This is a genomic window from Flavobacterium endophyticum (assembly GCF_003634455.1).
Lineage (GTDB): Bacteria > Bacteroidota > Bacteroidia > Flavobacteriales > Flavobacteriaceae > Flavobacterium > Flavobacterium endophyticum.
Map to the genome: position 1 here is coordinate 932,278 of NZ_RBLC01000001.1, position 23,771 is coordinate 956,048.

Genomic DNA, 23,771 nt, shown 5'->3' on the forward strand with positions numbered 1-23,771 from the left:
TTTTTACATTCTTGCTTATTTCTGATTAGCTTTTTTCTGGCATCAAGATACCTACTACCTTATCTTTTGTAAGATACTTTTTAGCTACGTCTTGGATGTCTTTCGCCGTGATAGCATTGATTTTCTCCTCCACTTTCAAGATATCTTCTGGACTTGTCCCATTCGTGTAAGAACGGTTGAAATTTGTCAGCCAATACCTATTTTCTTTGATGTCTTTTTTATAATCCAACAATTCGGCTTCTTTGAATTTCGTAACATCAGCAGCTTGAGGACCGTTGTCGATTATTTTCTGCAACTCTCTCAAAGCCGAAGCTGTCAATTTCTCTGCATTGTCTGGACCGCAAGGGAAACCAATCGTAAAGTTATAAGCTCCGTTTGGCACTTTGCTCATGCTTCCTCTAGCGCTGATTCCATAAACACCGCTTTCGTTTTCTCTTAGCTCTTCAATCAGTTTGATTGTCAACACTTCGCCAAGAGCCTGCATTGCCAAGGCTTCTTTTGGGCTGTATTGCGCATCGCCATAGAACATAATCGAAACTGTACTTTTGGGATCTGTACCTTTGTTTACGATTTTCTTATGTTCACCTTTAAGCATTCTGTAGCCTAAGTCGATTGCTTTTTCTTTCTTGTCGCTAGATGGCAAAGCCGCTAAATATTTAGCTGAATATTCTTCGATTTTTTTATCATCGATGTTTCCTACAAAGAAAAATTCGAAATCGGCTGCATTCGCAAAACGCTCTTTATATTTATTGTACGCTACTTGATAATCTGTAAATTCCCATGCTTTTTCATCAGGAATCATTCCAAAGAATCTAGGATTTTCTTTAAGCAAATAGCCATATAATTCTTGCTGGAAATAGAATCCTGGCTGCGATGCCATGTTTTTGAAAAAACCTGATTGTTTTTGCTTGTAACCTTCAAAAGCATCTTTGTCAAAATTCAAGTCGGTGATATACCCAACCGTCATCTGGAATAGGTATTCCAAATCTTTTGGCGTAGCGCTTCCTCTAAGACCTTCTGTGGTATTACCGATGTATGGATTTACGCTGGCTACTTTCCCAGACATGAATTTGTTGATATCATTCTCTTTTAATCCAGAGAAACCAGCCTGAGTCAAGCCTCCGTTGGCAAACTGTACTTTTTTAAGCTCTTCATTCGAATACAAGTTCGTACCTCCAAAGCTGATAGCTTCCATCAAGATTTCGTCGTTTTTGAAGTCGGTTTTCTTATAAGTCACTTTTGCTCCGTTAGAAAGGAATAAAGTTGTCGTTCCTATTTTGTCGTTTTTCTCTTTTTTTACGATGCTTCCCGGTTTTAGTTCCTTTCTCAAAAGGCTAGAAGCAATTTCTGTATCTTTATAAGGAGTAATGTCAGCGTCGTTTACTTTTAAAGTATTTAACACTTCTTGTTCCGTCGGTTTTTTCAATCCGTCTTTTTCAGGACCTGTAAGGATTACGACTCTATTGTCTTCTTTGATATAATCTTTAACCAGACCATTTACATCTTTCAGTTCAATCCCTGGCAATATTTTTTTCATGGCATTAAATGTCCACTCAATTCCAGGTGTCGGTTCTTTTTCTAGGAAATGCGACTGATATTCTCCTACAAATTCTCTAGAATCTGTTTTATCTCTGTCGTTATACGCAGACTCTGTATTCGCTAAAAATTCAGATTTTGCTCTATCTAGCTCGCCTTGCGTAAAACCGTATTTTTTTGCTCTTTCGTTTTCTGTAACCAACACTTTTAAAGCTTCCAATTGCTTGTCTTCTTGCGACATTGCAAATGATTGGTATGCTTCTTTTGTTCGGGCCCACGTGCCTCCATGATACGAATAGCCATAGGTAAATGGCGGAGTTGGTGAGTTGGTAAGCTCGTTCAATCTGTTGTTGATCATTGTAGAATACAATCCTTCAACTAAAGATTTTCTAAAATCATTGACATTTACAATAGGTTTTGGCGTATCGTAGTCTTTATAAACCAACTGAACTTGCGCTGCCGAAGCTTCTTTATCGCTTTCAACGGCTACAAAAGTTTCTTTGTGATTAGGAACGTCATACACTTTTCTAGGTCTTTCGTTTTTAGGATTTTTATACGAAGCGAAATGCTCCTTAATTTTTTTCTCCATAGCCGCCACATCGATGTCTCCAACCACGATAACGCTCATCAAGTTTGGACGGTACCAATCTTTATAGAAACTTACCAGCTTATCATACTTGAAGTTTTCAAGGATTTCTTTCTTACCGATTGGAAGACGTTCCGCATAATGCGAGTTGTACATCATTTTCGGCATATAGCGTCCCATCATTCTTTTACCCGCTCCTAAACCGATACGGTATTCTTCTAAAACAACACCACGTTCTTTGTCAATTTCTTCTGGAGTAAGAACAGCATTGAAAGCCCAATCTTCGATAATTTGGAACCCTTTTTCTAGTTTTTCAGGATCATCAGATGGAATCGGAAGAAAATAAACGGTTTCGTCAAAACTGGTGTAAGCATTTAAATGCTGTCCGAACTTAACGCCGATACTCTGCAGATAGTCTACCAATTTATTTTTTGGGAAACGCTTTGTTCCGTTAAAACACATATGTTCCATGAAATGCGCAAGACCTTGCTGGTCGTCGTTTTCAAGGATAGAACCGGCATTAATGACAAGCCTTAAATCTACTTTGTTTTCAGGCTTTGCATTTTTTTTGATGTAGTACGTCAATCCGTTCTCCAATTTTCCTGTTTTCACAGTGGAGTCAAAAGGAACGGGACTGTCGCCTTTAAGTTCTTGTGCAAAAATCGACATCGGAAATGCCAGTAAAAGCACAAATAGTTTGTTGTAATGTTTCATTTGGTTGCTATTTTTGTTGTTATAAAACTAAAGTTATAACTACAAATAAAACTATTTATTATAAAACATTTAACAGAAAATACGCACCTTTTTCTTATCTTATTAAAATTATTTTAATTATTCCTTAACACCCTCAATGTTTGGCATAATTCTCGTACAATTTATTATCATTATATTTGTTATTATAAATCCGATAAAATCTACTTTAAAGATGAATAAGAATTATTTTATTGTTTTGCTGGCCTGCTTATTTTGTAGCGTAAGTAAAGCACAAGTCCAAACAGAAATTGCTCCTCCTTTCAATATAAAAACAGTTTCATTTGTTCAAAACGGACAAAATGTAATTCCAATATTCAGTCTTCAAGATGGATTTCAGCTTCAATTTGATGATTTATACGGCAATGAGGCCAACTATTATTATGAGATCGTTCACTGTGACTATAATTGGACGCCTTCTCAACTTGTAAAAAGCGAGTATATCCAAGGATTCGACAACCAAAGAATTCAAGATTATGAAAATTCTTTTAATACGTTGCAACTTTACTCTCACTACAGATTGTCCTTCCCAAATAAATTCACGCAGTTTAGAGTGAGCGGCAATTACATGATCAAAATTTTAAACGAAGACAAAGATGTCGTCTTTTCCAGAAAACTCATTTTATATGAAGATCTGGTTTCTGTTCCATTACAGATCAAAAGAGCCAGAGATGTCCGCGATATCAATTATATGCACAATTTAGATTTCGCAGTAAAGTCGAATGCCATCACTTTTGTCAATCCGTTGCAAAGCGTAAAAGTCATGCTTTTGCAGAACGGGCAGTTTAACGAGGCTACCTACAATATCAAACCGCAATACACAATCGGTAATGACCTGATTTATAAATACGATAAAGAGACCCAGTTTTGGGGAGGTAACGAATTTTTATATTTTGACAATAAGGAAATCCGATCGCCGGTAAACAACATCAGTTATGTACAAGCAAAAGATTTGTACGAGCCGCACCTTTATGTCAACAAAGCAAGAGCGAGCCAAGTGTATACTTTCAATCCTGACGTAAACGGAAACTTCGTGGTCCGTAATCTGAACGCACAAAACAATGAAGTAGAAGCTGATTACGCTTGGGTATTTTTCACGTTAGACGCACCTAATTATTTCGGAAAGAACAGTATATACATCAATGGCATGTTTAACAATTATGCCTTGAATGATGAAAATCGTATGGATTTTAATACAAAAACAGGATTGTATGAAAAAGCAATTGTTATCAAGCAAGGCTTTACGAACTTCCAGTATGTCATTGCAGACAAAACTGGCAAGATTGATCATGCCAATGCAATTGACGGAAATTTTTACCAAACGGAGAACAACTATCAGGTAATTGTTTATTACAGAGGCATGAATGAAAGGTATGATAAAGTAATCGGAAGAGGAATCGCTAATTCTGAAAACATTATCAACTAAAATGCTAAAAAACTGTTTTTAAAACCATTAAGCAAAATTTAATAGCAAAAGCAGCCATCCAATAGTATAAATTTGTAATTTTGAAACATTATTAGCAATTTATGGTTACGCAAATAACTCGAGGCATTAAAATTTCTGTCCTGACTAGTTTTGAAGGAACGTACTTCAAGAACTACAAAATTCACTTTGCCTTTAGTTATGAAATCACGATTGAAAACCATAGCAAAGATTCTGTACAGCTCATGTCCCGCCACTGGGAAATTTTTGATTCTTTAAATAACAAAGAATTTGTCGATGGCGAAGGTGTGATCGGCAAAAAGCCTGTATTAAAACCAGGAGAATCCCATACGTATAGCTCTGGCTGTCTTCTTTCATCGCCTTTTGGCGCTATGAAAGGCTATTTCAACATGATCAATTTTACATCGACAAGAAACTTTAGAGTGATTGTTCCTACTTTCAGATTAAGCGCTCCTTTTGCGTTGAATTAATCTTAAAAATTCTAGCCATTTCATCTTGCTTAGTCGGCATAAGCTGTTTCATTCAATAAGAATTACATTATTGTTATTGAAATGGTAATTCTTTCTATAATCCCTATTCATTTCGTATCTTTGCCACGCAAAAATTTGATATTATTAAATATAAAAACAAATCAGTATGCCAAAAGGAATTTACAATGTTCCGAGAGCTATTAACGAACCTGTTAAGTCGTATGCTCCAGGAAGTCCAGAAAGAGAACAAGTTTTAAAAACGTATAAAGAATTATATAATTCAACTGTCGATATCCCTTTATTTATCGGTGATGAAGAAATCAAAACGGGAGATACAAAAAGATTATTTCCGCCGTTTGACCATCAGCATAATTTAGGTCAATACCATCAAGCGGACAAGCCTTTGGTAGAAAAAGCGATTTCATCTGCTTTGAAAGCTCGTGAAAAATGGGCTACCATGCCATGGGAACATAGAGCGGCGATATTTTTAAAAGCAGCTGAATTATTAGCTGGACCTTATCGCGCTAAGATCAATGCTGCAACTATGATTGCTCAAGGAAAAACGGTTCACCAAGCAGAAATTGATTCGGCTTGCGAATTTATCGATTTCTTGCGTTTCAACGTACAGTTCATGACGGAAATCTATGCACAACAGCCTGTTTCTTCTGAAGGAATCTGGAACCGCTTAGAGCACCGTCCGTTAGAAGGTTTTGTGTATGCAGTTACTCCTTTTAACTTTACTGCTATTGCCGGAAACTTGCCATCTTGCGTTGCCTTGATGGGTAATGTTGTGGTTTGGAAACCTTCTGCAACTCAAGTATATTCTGCGAATGTGATTATGGAAGTTTTCCAAAAAGCGGGATTGCCAAAAGGCGTTATCAATATGGTCAATGGAGATTCTGCCATGATTACAGATACGTTATTGGAAAGCCCAGATTTTGCCGGAATCCACTTTACAGGCTCAACTGGAGTTTTCAACAGTATGTGGGCAAAAATCGGACAGAACATCAGCAAATACAAAACCTACCCAAGAATCGTCGGAGAAACTGGAGGAAAAGATTTCGTTTGGGCACATCCGTCATCCAATCCGATTGAAGTAGCTACTGCCCTGTCTCGCGGTGCTTTTGAATACCAAGGACAAAAATGTTCAGCAGCTTCAAGAGCCTATATTCCTGCTTCTATCTGGGGTCCTGTAAAAGAACGCGTTGTAGCCGACATCAAATCGTTTAAAATGGGTTCACCAGAAGATACTTCAAACTTTGTTTCTGCCGTAATTACAGAAGCATCATTTGATAAATTAGCGAAAGCAATTGACGATGCAAAAGCCTCTTCAGAAGCAGAAGTTATTGTGGGCGGCGGTTATGACAAATTAAAAGGATGGTTTATCGAGCCTACGATTATCGTTACTACAAATCCGAAATACGACACAATGTCGACCGAATTATTCGGTCCTGTCTTGACAATATATGTTTACGAAGATGCCAAATGGGAAGAATCGTTAAAATTAGTTGACGAGACTTCAATTTATGCTTTGACAGGTGCCATCTTCTCTCAAGACCGCTACGCTATTGACTTTGCTGCAAAAGCTTTGGTTAATGCTGCCGGAAACTTCTACATCAACGACAAGCCGACTGGAGCTGTAGTTGGCCAACAGCCATTTGGTGGCGCAAGAGCTTCGGGAACGAATGATAAAGCAGGCTCTATCCTGAATTTGCTTCGTTGGGTTTCTCCAAGAACCATCAAAGAAACTTTTATTCCTGCAACGGATTATAGATATCCTTTTCTTGGAGAATAAATAAGTCATAAAGTTTGAAAGTCGAAAGCTGTAAAGACTTTTGATTGTAAATAAAAAAAGCCGAATCTAGATTTAGATTCGGCTTTTTACTTTATGAATTTAAACTTTTACACTTTAAACTTCAACGGTAAATGAACCACCTTTTTAGTCTCGAAAAATTCATTATCGAAAAAATCGGCAATGTTGTATTCTGTGGCTTTTGGAAAATCTTTCAACTCTTCGGTCAGGTCGCCTCCTTTGAGGTATAAGATTCCATTTTTGAGTTCGTGTTTTTGCTGTTTTTTGATTTTTGATTTTACCCAAGACACGAAATCAGGCATATTAGTCACGGCGCGGCTTACGATGAAATCAAAATCGCCTTTGACATTTTCGGCACGAATCTGTTCGGCTTTTACATTTTTCAGCTCTAAAGCCTCGGCAACAGCCTGAACCACTTTTATCTTTTTTGCAATAACATCAATCAGGTAAAATCGAGTTTCAGGAAACAAAATAGCGAGCGGAATTCCAGGAAAGCCACCGCCAGTCCCTACATCCAAGACATAAGTCCCAGGCTCAAATCCTTGAATTTTTGCAATTGCCAGTGAATGAAGCACATGTTTCGTATATAATTCATCGATATCCTTGCGAGAAATAACGTTGATTTTAGCGTTCCAATCATGATATAATTCCTCTAATTTCTGAAACTGTTGCTTCTGAATATCAGACAGATTAGGGAAATATTTTAGAATTTCTTCCATTTTAAAAATTTTCACAAAAGTAATCATTTTCAAATTGAAATTTTTTAGGTTTTTATCCGTTTACATTATTAAGAATATTTACCTTTGAAAACTTATTTTGATTAATTATAAATTATATATGAATACCACAATTCCAACATTTTCCAAACAAGACAGCCTGAAATTCTTCAGGACTCTAAATACGCGTGTCAATAATTATTTCAAGGAAAATAATATCAAGAAGACAGGGAACTGGAAATTGCATCTAAAAGCAGTCGTAATGTTTACGATTTTCCTGACGCCTTATTTCTTGATCCTGACTTTAGACATGCCGTTTTGGGTAATGTTACTTTTGTCTATCGTAATCGGCATTGGAATGGCAGGCGTCGGAATGAATGTAATGCATGACGGAAACCATGGTTCTTACTCCAACAAATCATGGCTGAATAAGTTCATGGGAGGCAGCATTTATATCTTGGCCGGAAATGTTTACAACTGGCAAGTACAGCATAATGTACTTCACCACACCTACACTAACATTCACGGACATGATGAAGATTTAGATGCTGGACGAATTATCCGATTTACACAAGAAGCAAAATGGCACAAATTCCATAAATTCCAACACTATTACTCCGTTTTTCTTTACGGATTATTGACTTTCAACTGGGCAATCACAACCGATTTCAAACAGATGAAAAGCTACCTAAAAAGAAAACTTTCTTACGGAGAACCGCAAAGTCCGGCTAAATTATGGACCGTTTTAGTTATTACGAAAATCATCTACGTTTCGATCTGGCTGGTACTTCCTATGATTTTAGGAATTACATGGTGGAAAGTAGTCCTAGGATTTTTGGTAATGCACTACACTGCAGGTTTGATATTGAGCATCGTTTTCCAATTGGCGCACGTTGTTGATGAAACGACAAACCCTGTTCCGAATGAAGAAGGAGAAATAGAAAATACTTGGGCCATTCACCAATTGTATACTACAGCGAATTTCGCTCCAAAAAATAAGATTGTCAACTGGTTTACTGGAGGATTGAATCATCAGATCGAGCATCATATTTTTCCTCACATCAGCCATGTCCATTATGGAAAAATTGCTGAAATCGTAAAACAGACAGCAAAAGAGTGCAATCTTCCTTATCATGAATTTAAGACAATGCGCAGCGCAGTTGTAGCTCATTTCAAGCATCTGAAAGAATTAGGGCAAAATCCTGCCATCGCATAATTAACTACAATACACACAAACAACAAGTTTTTCCATGAATCATTTATCGGATAGAATTAACAAATTATCAACTTCACAAACCTTGGCAATGGCGGCATTGGCAAGAGAACTAAAAGCACAAGGAAAAGACATTATCAGCTTAAGCTTAGGAGAACCGGATTTCAACACGCCGGATTTTATCAAAGAAGCCGCAAAAAAAGCAATCGACGAAAACTACAGCACTTATTCACCTGTAGACGGTTATGTAGAGCTAAAAGAAGCCATCTGCAGAAAATTCAAAAGAGACAATAATCTTGACTATACGCCAGCAAACATTGTTGTTTCCACTGGTGCCAAGCAATCTTTATACAATGTCGCACAAGTAATGCTTAATGAGGGCGATGAAGTAATTCTTCCGGCTCCATATTGGGTAAGTTATTACGAAATCATAAAAATGTCAGGTGGTATTCCGGTTGAAGTACCGACTTCTGTAGAAAGCGATTTTAAGATTACGCCAGAACAGTTAGAAAAAGCCATTACGCCAAAAACAAAAATGATCTGGTACAGCTCGCCTTGCAATCCGAGCGGTTCTGTTTACAGCCGTGAAGAATTGACAGCATTGGCGAAAGTATTAGAAAAATATCCCAATATTTTTGTAGTCGCTGACGAAATTTACGAGCATATCAACTTTTCAGGAACATTCTGCAGCGTTGCTTCTATCCCAGGAATGTTTGACAGAACTGTAACGGTAAACGGTGTTGCTAAAGCTTTCGCCATGACAGGTTGGAGAATCGGTTACATCGGCGCTCCAGAATTCATCGCAAAAGCCTGTACAAAAATGCAAGGACAAGTAACCAGCGGTGCCAATTCAATCGCGCAAAGAGCTACAATTACTGCTGTTGATGCCGACCCAAGCGTATTAAACGATATGGTGGCTGCTTTTAAAGGCCGTAGAGATTTAGTTGTTGGATTGATTAAAGACATTCCTGGATTGAAACTCAATGTTCCAGAAGGTGCTTTTTATGTTTTCCCTGATGTTTCTTCCTATTTCGGAAAAACATTAAGAGGAACTGAAATCAAAAATGCAGATGACTTTTCTATGTATCTTTTGGCAGAAGCAAATGTTGCTACTGTAACAGGAGATGCTTTCGGAAATCCGAACTGTATTCGCTTCTCTTACGCAACAAGTGAAGAATTGCTGACAGAAGCCTTACGAAGAATCAAAGAAGCTTTAGCTTAAAACAAATACGCCTCAAGGAAACTTGGGGCTTTTTTAATCTACAACTCCAACCCTGTCAGAATTTAAAACTCTGACAGGGGTATATAAAAAGATACGAATGTCAAAAATACTATTACTCGGTTCCGGAGAATTAGGAAAAGAATTTACAATCGCCGCACAACGCATCGGACAGACCATAATTGCTGTCGATAGTTATGAAAATGCTCCTGCCATGCAGGTTGCTCATAGTTTTGAAGTCATCAACATGCTGGATGGCGACGCTTTAGACAAAATCGTCGCAAAGCACCAACCCGACTTTATTGTTCCTGAAATTGAAGCCATCCGTACCGAACGTTTTTACGAGTATGAAAAGCAAGGTATTACCGTGGTTCCTTCTGCGAAAGCGGCGAATTTTACAATGAACCGAAAAGCAATACGCGACTTGGCAGCAAAAGAACTAGGATTAAAAACAGCCAATTACAGATATGCAACCTCATCCGAAGAATTACAAAAAGCAGTAAAAGAAGTCGGAATTCCTTGTGTTGTAAAACCATTAATGTCGTCTTCGGGCAAAGGGCAATCCACAATCAAGATTCCGGATGATATTGAAAAAGCGTGGAATTATGCTGTAGAAGGCTCACGTGGCGATGTCGTGGAAGTCATCGTGGAAGCTTTTGTAAAATTCAATTCCGAAATCACCTTACTAACCATAACCCAAAATAACAATCCGACGCTTTTTTGCGCTCCAATCGGACATAGACAAGAACGCGGCGATTACCAAGAAAGTTGGCAACCGGCACGAATTTCGGACAAAGATTTATTTGAAGCGCAAGACATGGCTGAAAAAGTAACCGAAGCTTTAGGCGGCGCCGGGCTTTTTGGTGTAGAATTTTTCTTGGCTGATGACGGCGTCTACTTCTCGGAACTATCTCCAAGACCACACGATACTGGAATGGTAACTTTGGCTGGAACGCAAAATTTCAACGAATTCGAATTGCATCTGCGTGCCATCTTAAGCTTGCCTATTTTTGAAATAAAACTCGAAAAGGCAGGTGCTAGTGCCGTAATTCTGGCTTCAAAAGAAGGTTCTAATCCGAATTATGAAGGTTTGGAAAAAATTGCTGGTCTTGCTAAAACAGATTTCAGAATCTTTGGCAAGCCGACAACAAGACCGTATCGCAGAATGGCTGTCGCACTGACCAACGACACTTTAGACACTCCTATTGAAGAAATAGTTGAAAGAGCACAAAATGCTGCTAGATTAGTAACCATAAAATAATCGAGATATGAAAAACATAATTGCAATTGCCTTCTTGTTTTTGGCTTTCTCAGCGAATGCACAAGACTCAAAATCAAAACAGAAAAAAACAGGGCCAAAACCACAAATAGTTGAAGCTTCATGCGGCCAATGCCAATTCGGAATGAAAGGACATGGCTGTGATTTGGCGGTACGAATTGACGGAAAGCCTTATTTTGTAGACGGCACTGGCATTGACGACCATGGCGATTCTCATGCTGGCGATGGATTTTGCTCCAAAATCAGAAAAACCGAAGTTGTGGGCGAAGTTAAAAATAATCGTTTTGTAGCTACTTCTTTCAAATTACTTCCTGAAAAACCTAAAGGGAAATAGTCCTAAATTATTACATAAAAAAAGCGCTTGAAATTCAAGCGCTTTTTAGTTACATCTTATTTTTTATTTCCGATATTCTTGTTGTCGAAACTCGAGACATCTATTACTTCTTCCAAATCTACATCGAAAGAAATACTGATGGAATCTCCAATTGCCGTTACAGGCAATTCGTTAGACAATTGTGATGATCCTACAAAAATATTCGGATAATCTTTTACGGTAAAATAGTAGAAACTGTTGCCGTTTTTGACATCATTTTCAATTCTTGTCACTATAGTTTTTAAACTTTTCTTGCTAGTTACACTTTCCGGATTGATACCATTATCCGCCATGTTATATACATTTTTATAAGCCATAAGCGTTTCCCGCATTGTATTACCAACGCCAACAATCGTGTAATCGTTTATGGAAACCATGGCAAACATTTTTACCAGACCGCCATCGTCTTTCAAAGTCATTACATAAGTCGGTATGTTGTTAATCACATATGGAATAGGCAACGAAGCATGATATCCTTTTTCTTGGACTTTTCCTTCGGCAGAACTTTGGGCCGCATATTCAGTGGCACCACTTTGCTTGTAATAAGTAGTTTCTTTGGTTCTTGTATCTACCAAAACAAATCCTACAGTCGATTCTTCTTTACCAACAGAAGACAATCCTGTGTACCAATATGATTTATGGTTTTCGCCATACACAAGCGTCAATCCTTCGGTGGTTTGGAGTTTATTTTCATTCGAAAAATTCCAAAATCCATGAACATATTCGCCCCAATCGTTAAGCTGTTCTTCAATAAAACTTATCGGCTGGATTCTATCTACCCAGAGCGGCGTATTATTGATATCGTATTCTTTAATTTCTCCGGTCTGGGCATCAACTGTTAGAACACCTGTCGCGTCATTTCCGGCAAAGCCTATTCTTTTTTTGTATTTGGTAACAATCCAATACGGATTTCCTTTGTCGTCAATCTCAAAATTAAAATCTTCCAATCCGACGGTTGCATAGCCATTAAAATAAACATGTCTATCAATCCTAGACCCAAAATAGGCCGCTGGCTGGTATTTTATAGAAAGGCGTTTTCCATTTATATCCTGAATCAACTTGACATCTCTTTCGTTTGTAGCAGAAACCATAACATAACCAGGAGTACCTTCAGAATTATTATACCATTTAAAGAAACCTGTATGCAGCAATGGTGCAACCCAATACAATTCATCATTTACCTTTTGAATGGTAAACTCCCCTATTTCTGCTTGGCTCCCTAAAGACGGCTGCGAACCGATTATCTTTTCACCTAAAAGCATGGCAAGTTCTTCATCGACTACTCTAATTTTATCTAGAGAAATCGGAGCGATGTGATTTTTGAGGTCTTCTCCATTTTCGACTTCCCCGATTAATTTTTGATAAGCACTGCTTCTAAACATCGGCAACGATGTCGCTAACGGCACCACCACAAGATAAACTAGGAGTCCAAAAGACAAAAAGAACAAAATTTTGTTCGTTTTGGAAAACATATTCAATTTTCTTGTTGTTGATGTCACTTCGATTTTAGAAAAAAGAACAATTGCAATAAGTAACAGTAATAACAGTAAAAGCGGCAAGCCCACAAAGCCATAATTGATTACGGGCAAGACGTTATAAAACAATAAGAATCCAATTAAAAGCAAGGCTAAAATCAGGATAATTTTTTTCATGGTTGTTTTTCTATTTTGGTTTTATAATAAGTCTGTGAATGAGAAAAATGTTACAATTTTTGAACAGCAGATTTCTTTTAGAAAATTATGGATAATTTTTTATCTTTATAAGTAGCTAAAAAAAAGAACGCCATGGAAGAGAAAAAAGAATATTCAAATGGTGAAGTAACAGTTGTATGGCAGGCCGAAAAATGTATTCATTCGACAAATTGTGTAAAAAACAATCCGGATGTTTTTCAGCCTAAAATGAGGCCTTGGATTAAAATTGACGGTTCAACTACAGAGAAAATCATTGATACGGTAAACAAATGCCCGTCGGGAGCTTTGAGCTTTTACAAAAACATCTGACACTTCATTCAAGATACCCTAGCAAATAACTTTTATTTTTATGATTTTCATAAAAGCGACGGTTAACATTTTTATTTTACAAAATTTTAAGAACTCAATCTCTATTTTTGTTTTTGAGCACCCTAAATCTACCCATTCATGAAACTACTCATTGTTGAAGACGAACCTAATCTTTTATCGATTATTCGAAAAGGACTTTCTGAAAAAAACAATGAGGTAAGCGTTGCTCTTGATGGAACCACCGCTCTTGAAATGATCCATAATCATAATTTCGACGTGGTCATTTTAGACATCATGCTGCCAGACATTAACGGTATTGAAATCTGTCGACGGTTAAGAGCCTCAAAGAATTTTGTACCGATTTTACTGTTGACCGCATTAGGAACGACAGAAAACATCGTAACTGGACTAAATGCAGGAGCCGACGATTATCTTGCAAAGCCTTTTAAATTTTCCGAACTAGAAGCCCGAATCAGCGCTCTTGCCAGACGATCCAACCAAGATCATAAGCCAAACGACACTATAGTCATTGACGATCTGGAAATTGATTCTCGGTCAAAAACCGTAAAAAGAAATGGCGAAAAGATTCAGCTAACAGCAAAAGAATTTAAGCTATTACAGTATTTAGCACGAAATGCCGAAGTTATTCTTTCGCGAGAAAAGATTTTGGATAATGTGTGGGATATCAACTTTGACATGAACACGAATGTTGTCGATGTGTATATCAATTATGTGCGAAACAAAATCGACAAGCCTTATCAAAACAAACTCATCCATACCATCAAAGGTCTTGGATATGTCATAAAACCATAAATCCGGATGCAAATACGAAAAAAAATTACGGTTACTTATATTGCGCTTTCCTGTTTCAGCACGCTGCTTTTGAGTGCCGTTATTTTTTTTCTGTTTAAGCAAAATAACGAGTATTATTTCCTAAAAAGATTACAGGACCGGGCAAAAATCGCTTCTTCCATTTATTATCAGAATGACCCGCTTAAAACGCGTTATTTTCAAGAATTTAAAAAAGAAGGCTTAGAAGAACTAGTCGAAGAAAAAGATTATGTACTGAAAGTAAATGGCGAAAACACTTTTGAATACAATACCGACTTACATCTCCCGCCTGATTTCTATGCGGAAATAATGAAGACCGGCTCTAGCTGGATTGAAGAAGATTACCGTTACTATTACGGACAAATTTTCAAAGAATCGGGACAAAAATATATGGTAATCGTTACGGCGAAAGACCGCCGCGGCAATACCAGCGCTATTTATATTGTACAGATTTTAGTTTTCGGAGGCATGGGATTCCTAATCCTAGCTTACTTTTTCGGAAGATTTCTGGCCCGCCGCGTTATCGATCCTATGGCACGGATTACGAAAGATGTCAAAAGAATCAGTGCCTCAAATCTTCATAACCGACTGCCGGACGTTGAAGGAAATGACGAGATTTCGGATCTTACGAAAACTTTTAATGACATGCTCGACCGATTGGAAACTTCATTCGAAATACAAGCCAATTTCATCAACAATGCTTCGCATGAGTTGAAAACGCCAATAACTACAATCATTGCCGAAACCGAAATCATGCTCCTGAAAGAAAGAGAGATTGAAGAATATGTCAATTCTCTTGAAAACATAAACAGGCAGGCTTCCAAACTTGGCAACTTGACTGAAAGCTTGCTGAAATTAACTCAAACTGGCTACGATGGTACGAAACAAGTATTAGATGTTGCCCGAATGGACGAATTGCTCTTGGAAGCCAAAGCTTCAATCGATACTTTGTTTCCAGACAATCGTGTCAATATCAAATTGCACAACATTCCTGAAGACGAATCACTGCTGACTATTCCTTGCAATAGGCCTTTGCTGGAACTTGCCTTGAACAATATCATTTCTAACGGCGTAAAATATTCCGATAATGACGAAGTATTCGTGACACTTTCGGCCGACAAATCGAAGATTAAAATTGCCATTACCGACATCGGTATCGGTATCCCGCCCGAAGACATTCCTTATTTATACGAGCCTTTCTTTAGGGGAAAGATTGCGTCTAAATACAACGGCTATGGCTTGGGACTTCCGTTGGCAATGAAAATCATACGCATGCACAATGGCGAATTGCAAATTCAGTCTGAAACTGGAAAAGGAACCGTCGTAAATATCACCTTCCATAAAAACAACATTAGAAATTCTAATCTAAAATCTTAAGAAATTCTAATTTTAATCTAAGTCCGTTCTAATCTCGAGCCCTTTATTTTGCATGTATAATTAAAAACTATACATATGAAAAATCTATTAATACCATCGACATTAGAACAAGACACTATCAATGCTGTTAAGATTGCTATCCAGCAATCGAGAGGAAAAAGCTGTACCATCTTTTTAGCATTAGTTAGCGAAATTCCGGATACTTTTTCTTCTGCTTCTTTTCTAAGAAACATAAAAAGCGACATGAGCGTTTCGCAAAAAAGCATCTTAACGACTTGCCGTGAGCTAACTGCGGCTTCAGGAAACTGTTCTTTAAAAATTCATAATCAATACGGAATTTCTGCACCGGTGATGAAGAATCTCATGGAGCACCTCAACATTGAGCTGGCCATCTTGACGCCTTCTTATAAAAATACCGAAAAGCGAATCCACAGTCAATTTCTACAGATTCTGTCCAATTGCAAATGCCCGATCCTTCATTTATGTCCAAATTTTGAAGAACAAGATTTAAGCAAAGCAATGTATCTGGAACAGACAAAATCAAGATTACAGATTGAAGACTTACAAGAATTAATTCAAGATCATTTTGATTTCAGGATAGTGAGCCAAGCCAAAATTTTCAGCGATCAAAAACCAGAAGAAATCCAACCATTGCTGACAGAAGCCATCACAAAAAACAACATCAATCTTTTGATCGAAACCCGAAAACCTAAAAAGATCAAGATGAAAAATAAAGAAATCAACATTAATGAAAGCTTTGGACTACCGGTGTTGTCTTTATATGAAGAAATCGTCTAAAGCCATGAAAAATTAATAAGAAATAAAACAATATTATATGCTACTAAAAAAGAAAATACCCATGAAATATGTCTTAGGAAAAATCAAGATCGAGCTTTTCCTAGTTATCCTATATGTTATCTCGTTTGAAATCTTTTTGAATTATTACGGAGCTAATGCCATTAATATACCGATTGCTATTCCAACAATTATCGGAACTATTATTTCTCTTTTGCTGGCTTTTAAATCCAACCAAGCCTATGACCGTTGGTGGGAAGCTCGAATTATTTGGGGCGCGATCGTGAACGATTCCAGAACGTTGATAAGACAAGTTATCGCCTTTTACAAAGACCCTGACTTTTCTGTAGAAGCTAATGACTTCAAAGAAAATTTTGCCAAAAGGCAAGCAGCATGGTGTTATAGCTTGAGCCAGTCGCTTCGTGGAAAAGACCCTTTAAAATCTGTAAAGCAAATCTTGAGTGATGAAGATTTTAAATATGTCAAAAAGCACAAGCATGTTCCCAATGCGATACTGCTTTTGCATTCCAAAGACTTGAAAAAAGCCAACGAGCAAGGAAAGATAAACACTTACCAGCAAGTTGAAATAGACAATACGCTGACACGTTTATGCGATTCTATGGGGAAATGCGAAAGAATCAAGAATACGATTTTCCCAACAACCTATAGTATGTACATCCGATTCACGCTCTGCTTGTTCATTATCTTATTGCCTTTTGGATTGACTGATTTAATAGGCTGGTTGCAGATTCCTTTGGTAACTACTATCGGCGCCGCTTTCTTCTTGATTGAAAAAATGGCTATCCATCTGCAAGATCCATTCGAAAACAGGCCGACTGATACGCCAATGACTGCTATCTCTAGTACGATCGAAAAGAATTTAGTGCAGATGGTAAACGAATTCCGCGACGAATTTGAAGACCACATTAAAAAACCCGAAACGGAACTCCATCATATCCAGCCCGTTAAAAACGCTTACTTTGTACTGTAAATTTCGGGCTTCTGTTTACAAACTGACCTTCATACAAGGTCAGTTTTTTATTTTGTACAAAACATTTTGAGTCCGTCACTTTGTAATATCTGAAAAAATTCTACTTTTACATAAATCTAAACAAATCAATTTATGAAGACAAACACTTTCAGAAGTATCGCTGGCAAAGCATTTTTAATCTTAGGATTTTTATCATTCAGTTTTTTCGTTTCATGTTCTAACGACAGCAACCCAGAAGCGGTAGCAGAAAAATTCCTAAATCACGTAAATAAAGGAGAATTCGCAGAAGCAAAAGAATATTGCGACGAGCAAACAGCTTCTTTAATCGGAATGATGGAATCTATGGTAGCTGGTAAAAAAGACGAAATGAAGAAACTTGATGCAAAAGTAGAAATCATTTCTTCTGAAGTAACTGATGATAAAGCAACAGTAAAATATAAAACAACGAGTACAAAAGAGCCTACCGGAACTGAGCAAACACTTAACTTGGTGAAAGTTGACGGAAAATGGAAAGTAACTATCGACAAAGAAAACGCAAATAAAGAAGGTGGCGCAAAAGCTCCAGCTGGCGAAGTTGAAGCTACTGATTCATTAGCTGCTCCTGTTGATTCTCTTGCTACTCCTGCTGATTCTACAGTAGCAGAATAATAAAACACATTAATTAATTTAAAGCATTGTCGCAATGAAGAAACTTATCTTTTATTCGGCAATGCTTTTTATTTTGGCTGTTGTCGCCTATAAGCTGTTTTTCTATTTTGACCGAAAATCGGAACAGGAAGCCATCCTAAAAAATGAAGCTGTGACGCGTCTTTCCAATGAAGAACTTGCCAAAATTGAGGAAGGCGATTTTATCTTGCGTAGAGGTTTCGGCTTTTTCAGCGACTATATTTCCAAAGAACTCAACTCAGGAACTATAGACGTAACTCATGCCGGCATAATTATAAAACACAATGATTCCCTATATGTAGTCCATTCCTTGTCTTCAGATGTGACGAATATTGATGGGTTGCAAGCACAGCCAATCGGTGATTTCTTGAAATATTCTTTTCCAAATAAAATCATCATCACCCGCGCTAAAAACTGCGACAAAGACATGGGCGCTAAAATTTCCCAATTAGCGCAAAAGTATTTGGCCATGCATATTCCTTTCGACCATAAAGGAAATTTTGACGATGACGAAAAATTCTTCTGTACCGAAATGATATGGAAAATTTTAGAAAAAGACCTGCACTGCGTATCGCTTCCGACCGAAGCAGAGGCTCGAAAAAAATTCTTTTTTTCGATGAGCCCTATGTATGACACCAAATATTTTGACATTAAGATAAATCAATACGATATTGAGAATAAATAGTATTTTTGCGACATAACAAAACCGAGAACAAATGAAGGCATACGTATTTCCAGGTCAAGGCGCCCAATTCACAGGAATGGGAAAAGACCTTTACGAACAATCAGAATTAGCAAGAGAGTTATTTGAAAGAGCCAATGCCATTTTAGGCTTTAGGATTACCGATATCATGTTCGAAGGAACAGCAGAACAACTAAAAGAAACCAAGGTAACACAACCTGCTGTTTTCCTACATTCTGTTATTCTTGCAAAAACACTTGGCGATAATTTCAAGCCAGAAATGGTGGCAGGACATTCTTTAGGTGAATTTTCTGCTTTGGTTGCCAACGGCACACTGTCTTTTGAAGATGGACTGAAATTGGTTTCGCAAAGAGCGCTGGCAATGCAAAAAGCCTGCGAAATTACTCCTTCAACTATGGCTGCCGTTTTAGGACTAGAAGATCATATTGTTGAAGAAGTCTGTGCTTCTATTGACGGTATTGTGGTTGCTGCAAATTACAACTGTCCTGGACAGCTAGTCATTTCAGGCGAGACAAAAGCTGTTGAAAAAGCTTGCGAAGCTATGAAAGAAGCTGGTGCAAAACGTGCCCTGATTCTTCCTGTCGGAGGTGCTTTCCATTCACCGATGATGGAACCTGCTAGAGAAGAATTGGCTGCTGCTATTGAAAACACTACTTTTTCAGAACCAATCTGTCCGGTATATCAAAACGTTCCAGCAAGTGCCGTTTCTAATGCGGCTGAAATCAAGAAAAACCTCATCACGCAGCTAACAGCCCCAGTAAAATGGACCCAGTCTGTTCAGCAGATGATTGCCGATGGCGCTACTTCTTTCACAGAGGTTGGTCCAGGAAAAGTCTTGATCGGATTAGTCAATAAGATTGATAAAAACGCAGCTACTTTTTCTGCTTAGTATTTATCGTTACATCATAAAAAAACCCGCAAGTGACTTGCGGGTTTTTATTTTTAGTATTTTTTAGCTTCGGATTTTCTTTTCCCATTTCCAAGCGCTTTCTATTGCTTGGTCTAAAGTAGATTCAGCTTTCCAGCCTAATATTTTATTAGCTTTCTGCGTATCAGCATACGCTTCAATCACATCACCTTCTCTCCTATCGACTAATTTATAAGGCAATTTCTGTCCGCTGACTTTTTCAAAAGATTGAATAACTTCTAAAACTGTGCTGCCTGTTCCTGTACCAACATTAAAAACTTCGACTTTGGCTTCGTTTTTATTCTCGATAAGCCTTTTCAAAGCAATAACATGCGCTTTCGCCAAATCGACCACATAAATATAATCCCTGACACAAGTACCGTCAGAAGTCGGATAATCAGATCCAAACACAGACAGTTCTTTTCTCAATCCCATACCAGTTTGGGTAATAAAAGGCACTAAATTCTGCGGCACACCAATAGGCAGTTCACCTATTTCTGCTGACGGATGCGCTCCTATCGGATTAAAATAACGCAACAAGATTGCCTTTATATTTGATACTTTAGCAACATCTTGGATTATTTCTTCTCCAATCTGCTTGGTATTTCCATAAGGCGAAATTGCTGGCTGTACAGAAGCATCTTCGGTAATAGGCATTTTTTCTGCCTGACCATAAACGGTACAAGACGAACTGAAAATAAAGCTGGCATCTGTTTTTTGCTGCAATTCCTGCAATAGATACACTAGCGCATTAATATTGTTTTCGTAATAAAGTAGCGGATTTTCAACCGATTCACCTACTGCTTTTGACGCTGCAAAATGAATTACTCCGGCTACATCGGCATGCTTTGTGAAAAATTCCTTTACTGAGTTTTTTTCTCTTAAATCCAGTTTTTCAAAAATTGGCTTTTTACCGGTGATTGCTATAATGCCTTCCAAAACTTTTTCTTCGGCATTGGAAAGATTATCGATGATCACGACTTCAAAGCTTTCATTTTGCAATTCTACAACTGTGTGAGAACCGATAAAGCCCAATCCTCCCGTAACTAGTATTTTCATTCTAATTTATTTTTATGGCTCGAAAGTGCACGGTTTGTATCAATTATTGCAAAAATTCTAAAATCGAATCTGTTATGAATTTGATCTGCTCGTCATCCAGCTCTGTATGCATCGGCAATGAGATTACTTCTTTTACCAATTGGTTGGTTATCGGAAAGTCTTCTTCTTTATAGCGGACATCCAAATACGCTTTCTGGCTGTGCAACGGAATCGGATAATAAATTGCACATGGAATTCCTTTGTCTAACAAATGTTGCATTAGGCCATCTCTATCGGCATCCAAAACACGCAACGTATATTGGTGAAAAACATGCGAATCTCTTTCACCCGCAACATACGGCGTAACGATATTTTTATGATTTGCCAAAGCCTGGCTGTATTTTTGTGCCGCCAATTGCCTTGCCGCATTGTACTCATCTAGTTTCGGGAGCTTTACGTTTAAGACTGCTGCCTGAATACTATCCAAACGTGAATTTACGCCAACCACATCATGATGATAGCGTACATACATTCCATGGTTTACGATACCGCGAAGCTTGTGGGCCAAGTCATCATCGTTTGTAAAAATAGCGCCGCCATCTCCATAACAGCCTAAGTTTTTAGACGGAAAGAACGATGTTGAAGCGACATGGCCTATAACTCCTACTTTTTCTTTTTTGCCGTCGAAATATCTGTAATTGGCGCCAATTGCCTGAGCGTTATCTTCGATTACATACAAATTATGCTCTTGAGCTAACTGCATGATAGCTTCCATGTTGGCAGCCTGTCCGAAAAGATGCACTGGAACAATTGCTTTTGTCTTTGGCGTGATTGCTTTTTTAATTGCTTCAACAGAAATATTAAACGTGTCGATTTCTACATCGACTAAAACTGGAGTCAGTTGCAAAAGCGCAATAACTTCAACGGTTGCTGCAAAAGTAAAATCAGCGGTGATTACTTCATCGCCAGGTTTTAAATCCAGCCCCATCATGGCAATCTGCAAAGCATCTGTACCGTTTGCACACGGAATCACGTGTTTTGCGCCAAGATATTCTTCTAGATTTTTCTGGAATTTATGAACTTCCGGACCGTTAATGTAAGTATTGGTGTCTAGAACTTCCTGAATAGAATTGTTTACTGTTTCTTTTATATTTTCATATTGACCTTTTAGGTCAACCATTTGAATTTTTTTCATCTAAATTAAATTTAAAACAAGCAAAACTACTAATAAAATGATGGACAACCAATGAAATTTCTAGAAACTAGCGTATTTTAGCGATTCAAAATCAGACTTATGTTTTTTCTATATAATCTACTGGTAATCATCACTGGATTTGCCTTAAAGGCGGTTGCTTTTTTTAATCCGAAAATGAAGCTTTTTGTTGAGGGAAGAAAAAATGTTTTTAAGACTTTAGGCAATAAAATACAACCAAAAGACAAGACCATCTGGTTTCATTCGGCTTCTCTCGGCGAGTTTGAGCAGGGTCTTCCTGTGATGGAAAAAATTCGAACACTGTACCCAGACCATAAAATCGTACTGACTTTCTTTTCGCCTTCGGGTTATGAAGTCAGGAAAAACTCAACAGTTGCCGATGTGATTGTTTATCTTCCTTTGGACACAAAAAGCAACGCAGAAAAATTCCTGAAATTAGTCCATCCCGAAATGGCCTTTTTTATCAAATACGAATATTGGCCCAATTATCTGAACGGCTTAAAAGAAAGAAGCATTCCTACCTATCTGTTCTCTGGAATTTTTAGGAAAGACCAAGTTTTCTTCAAATGGTATGGCGGATTTTACCGAAAAGCACTTACTGCTTTCAAACAGTTTTTCGTGCAGAATGAAAGTTCCAAGCTATTGTTGCAAGAGATTGGATTTAACAATGTAAAAGTAAGCGGCGATACGCGTTTTGACCGAGTTTTAAAAATTTTGGAAAGAGACAATTCGCTAGATTTCATAGAAAAATTCAAAAACAATCAATTGACGATTGTCTGCGGAAGCACTTGGCCAAAAGACGAAGTACAACTGCTAGATTTTATAAACACCAATTCTTTTGGCGTAAAATTTATCATCGCTCCGCACAATGTCAAGCCAGAACAGATTAGCGAACTGAAAAACAGTATTTCAAAAAAAACTATCCTATTTTCAGAACTAAAAAACAAAAATCTAGCCGATTACGATGTCTTCATCATTGACACCATCGGCATCTTGACTAAAATTTACAGTTATGCTGATATTGCGTATGTTGGAGGTGGCTTCGGAACTTCAGGCCTGCACAACATCTTAGAACCTGCTACTTTTGGGATTCCGATTGTTATCGGCCCTAATTACCAAAAGTTTTCAGAAGCTGTCGCTTTAGTCAATATGGGCGGCTGTATTTCTGTGAAAAACAAAAAAGAATTGGAAGAAACGCTTTCTCTTCTAATCCAAAACGAAGATGAACGCTTTGAAAAAGGCCATATCTCGAGCACTTTCGTGCAGATGAATAAAAATGCAACAGAAATTATCTTGAAAAATCTGTAAACAAAACCATGACAACCTTCAAACCTTTACACACTTCAGACATCGATACTATTGTTCCGATGATGCAGGAATTTTATGCCATCGACAATTACCCGATCGACATTGCAATTTCAAAAGCCTTATTTCTGGAGTTTTTAGAAAATCCACATTTAGGAAGAGCATGGCTGATTTATTCGGATGATGAAATCGTGGGCTATGTAATCCTGACTTTCGTTTTTAGCTTTGAATACAAAGGAACGATCGCCTTCCTAGATGAATTGTATATTTCCGGAAAAGCACGCGGAAAAGGAATCGGAAAAAAAGCCTTAGATTTTATCCATCAGGAAGCCATTACGCTTTCGCTGAAAATTATTTATCTCGAAGTTGAAGGTCATAATGAGATTGCTCAGAAACTCTATTTATCCAAAGATTTTGCAATTCACAACCGCAAGTTGATGAAACTGACGGTAAAAAACAGTCTTGTTTAAAAACAACTAAAAATTCGAGAATCGTTAAATAATTCGGCTTTTTACACAAAAATTGTAACTTGCAACCACTAAACTT

General features: G+C 37.7%; 22 protein-coding genes. 17 read left to right on the forward strand and 5 right to left on the reverse strand.

Annotated features, from left to right (window positions below; translation table 11 throughout):
• Positions 1-25 precede the first annotated feature (25 nt).
• Positions 26-2,836, reverse strand: a complete 2,811-nt coding sequence (locus tag CLV94_RS04445; protein ID WP_121375228.1) for a M16 family metallopeptidase — start codon at positions 2,834-2,836, stop codon at positions 26-28.
• 211 nt (positions 2,837-3,047) lie between these two features.
• Here CLV94_RS04445 and CLV94_RS04450 point away from each other — a divergent pair, with 211 nt between their 5' ends.
• From CLV94_RS04450 to pruA, 3 genes are all read left to right on the forward strand, one after another.
• A complete protein-coding gene (locus CLV94_RS04450) occupies positions 3,048-4,298 on the forward strand; it encodes a type IX secretion system plug protein (RefSeq protein WP_121376228.1) in 1,251 nt (416 codons plus the stop codon).
• Between the two features lie 101 nt (positions 4,299-4,399).
• Entirely contained in the window at positions 4,400-4,786 is a 387-nt protein-coding gene (gene apaG, locus CLV94_RS04455) for a Co2+/Mg2+ efflux protein ApaG (protein WP_121375229.1), read from the forward strand.
• Positions 4,787-4,952: 166 nt separating this feature from the next.
• Complete coding sequence (gene pruA / locus CLV94_RS04460) at positions 4,953-6,581, forward strand: L-glutamate gamma-semialdehyde dehydrogenase (protein ID WP_121375230.1); 1,629 nt, start codon at positions 4,953-4,955, stop codon at positions 6,579-6,581.
• Positions 6,582-6,688: 107 nt separating this feature from the next.
• Here the strand turns inward: pruA and rsmG are convergent, their stop codons facing one another.
• Positions 6,689-7,318: a 16S rRNA (guanine(527)-N(7))-methyltransferase RsmG gene (gene rsmG, locus CLV94_RS04465; protein ID WP_121376229.1), complete on the reverse strand. Its 630-nt coding sequence runs from the start codon at positions 7,316-7,318 to the stop codon at positions 6,689-6,691.
• A gap of 118 nt (positions 7,319-7,436) precedes the next feature.
• Between rsmG and CLV94_RS04470 the strand changes: the two genes are divergently transcribed.
• From CLV94_RS04470 to CLV94_RS04485, 4 genes are all read left to right on the forward strand, one after another.
• Complete coding sequence (locus tag CLV94_RS04470; RefSeq protein WP_121375231.1) at positions 7,437-8,531, forward strand: fatty acid desaturase family protein; 1,095 nt, start codon at positions 7,437-7,439, stop codon at positions 8,529-8,531.
• 34 nt (positions 8,532-8,565) lie between these two features.
• On the forward strand, positions 8,566-9,750 hold the full coding sequence (locus tag CLV94_RS04475) for a pyridoxal phosphate-dependent aminotransferase (protein ID WP_121375232.1): 1,185 nt from the start codon (positions 8,566-8,568) through the stop codon (positions 9,748-9,750).
• Between the two features lie 97 nt (positions 9,751-9,847).
• A complete protein-coding gene (purT, locus tag CLV94_RS04480; RefSeq protein ID WP_121375233.1) occupies positions 9,848-11,008 on the forward strand; it encodes a formate-dependent phosphoribosylglycinamide formyltransferase in 1,161 nt (386 codons plus the stop codon).
• Positions 11,009-11,015: 7 nt separating this feature from the next.
• A complete protein-coding gene (locus tag CLV94_RS04485) occupies positions 11,016-11,360 on the forward strand; it encodes a DUF6370 family protein (protein ID WP_121375234.1) in 345 nt (114 codons plus the stop codon).
• A 56-nt stretch (positions 11,361-11,416) separates the two neighbouring features.
• Here the strand turns inward: CLV94_RS04485 and CLV94_RS04490 are convergent, their stop codons facing one another.
• Complete coding sequence (locus CLV94_RS04490) at positions 11,417-13,051, reverse strand: hypothetical protein (RefSeq protein ID WP_121375235.1); 1,635 nt, start codon at positions 13,049-13,051, stop codon at positions 11,417-11,419.
• A gap of 132 nt (positions 13,052-13,183) precedes the next feature.
• Here CLV94_RS04490 and CLV94_RS04495 point away from each other — a divergent pair, with 132 nt between their 5' ends.
• The 8 genes from CLV94_RS04495 to fabD all read left to right on the forward strand — a co-directional run bounded on the left by CLV94_RS04495 (position 13,184) and on the right by fabD (position 19,651).
• Complete coding sequence (locus CLV94_RS04495; RefSeq protein WP_121375236.1) at positions 13,184-13,399, forward strand: (4Fe-4S)-binding protein; 216 nt, start codon at positions 13,184-13,186, stop codon at positions 13,397-13,399.
• A 138-nt stretch (positions 13,400-13,537) separates the two neighbouring features.
• Entirely contained in the window at positions 13,538-14,212 is a 675-nt protein-coding gene (locus CLV94_RS04500; protein ID WP_121375237.1) for a response regulator transcription factor, read from the forward strand.
• A gap of 6 nt (positions 14,213-14,218) precedes the next feature.
• The gene (locus CLV94_RS04505) at positions 14,219-15,607 is read left to right on the forward strand and encodes a HAMP domain-containing sensor histidine kinase (RefSeq protein ID WP_121375238.1); all 1,389 of its coding nucleotides are present in this window, start codon (positions 14,219-14,221) and stop codon (positions 15,605-15,607) included.
• A gap of 75 nt (positions 15,608-15,682) precedes the next feature.
• Entirely contained in the window at positions 15,683-16,405 is a 723-nt protein-coding gene (locus tag CLV94_RS04510) for a hypothetical protein (protein ID WP_121375239.1), read from the forward strand.
• Between the two features lie 37 nt (positions 16,406-16,442).
• On the forward strand, positions 16,443-17,393 hold the full coding sequence (locus CLV94_RS04515) for a bestrophin family protein (protein WP_121375240.1): 951 nt from the start codon (positions 16,443-16,445) through the stop codon (positions 17,391-17,393).
• Between the two features lie 132 nt (positions 17,394-17,525).
• Positions 17,526-18,041, forward strand: coding sequence for an Rv0361 family membrane protein (locus CLV94_RS04520; RefSeq protein ID WP_121375241.1), 516 nt, complete (start codon positions 17,526-17,528; stop codon positions 18,039-18,041).
• A 34-nt stretch (positions 18,042-18,075) separates the two neighbouring features.
• Entirely contained in the window at positions 18,076-18,744 is a 669-nt protein-coding gene (locus tag CLV94_RS04525) for a YiiX/YebB-like N1pC/P60 family cysteine hydrolase (RefSeq protein ID WP_121375242.1), read from the forward strand.
• A 31-nt stretch (positions 18,745-18,775) separates the two neighbouring features.
• On the forward strand, positions 18,776-19,651 hold the full coding sequence (gene fabD, locus CLV94_RS04530) for an ACP S-malonyltransferase (RefSeq protein ID WP_121375243.1): 876 nt from the start codon (positions 18,776-18,778) through the stop codon (positions 19,649-19,651).
• A 63-nt stretch (positions 19,652-19,714) separates the two neighbouring features.
• Here the strand turns inward: fabD and galE are convergent, their stop codons facing one another.
• Together galE and CLV94_RS04540 are read right to left on the reverse strand one after the other, a co-directional pair.
• Positions 19,715-20,728 (reverse strand): UDP-glucose 4-epimerase GalE, encoded by a 1,014-nt coding sequence (gene galE, locus CLV94_RS04535; protein ID WP_121375244.1) that lies wholly within the window; start codon positions 20,726-20,728, stop codon positions 19,715-19,717.
• Positions 20,729-20,771: 43 nt separating this feature from the next.
• Positions 20,772-21,902: a DegT/DnrJ/EryC1/StrS family aminotransferase gene (locus CLV94_RS04540; RefSeq protein ID WP_121375245.1), complete on the reverse strand. Its 1,131-nt coding sequence runs from the start codon at positions 21,900-21,902 to the stop codon at positions 20,772-20,774.
• A 99-nt stretch (positions 21,903-22,001) separates the two neighbouring features.
• Here CLV94_RS04540 and CLV94_RS04545 point away from each other — a divergent pair, with 99 nt between their 5' ends.
• Both CLV94_RS04545 and CLV94_RS04550 read left to right on the forward strand, forming a co-directional pair.
• Entirely contained in the window at positions 22,002-23,228 is a 1,227-nt protein-coding gene (locus tag CLV94_RS04545; RefSeq protein WP_121375246.1) for a 3-deoxy-D-manno-octulosonic acid transferase, read from the forward strand.
• A gap of 8 nt (positions 23,229-23,236) precedes the next feature.
• A complete protein-coding gene (locus tag CLV94_RS04550) occupies positions 23,237-23,695 on the forward strand; it encodes a GNAT family N-acetyltransferase (protein WP_245982442.1) in 459 nt (152 codons plus the stop codon).
• Positions 23,696-23,771 lie beyond the last annotated feature (76 nt).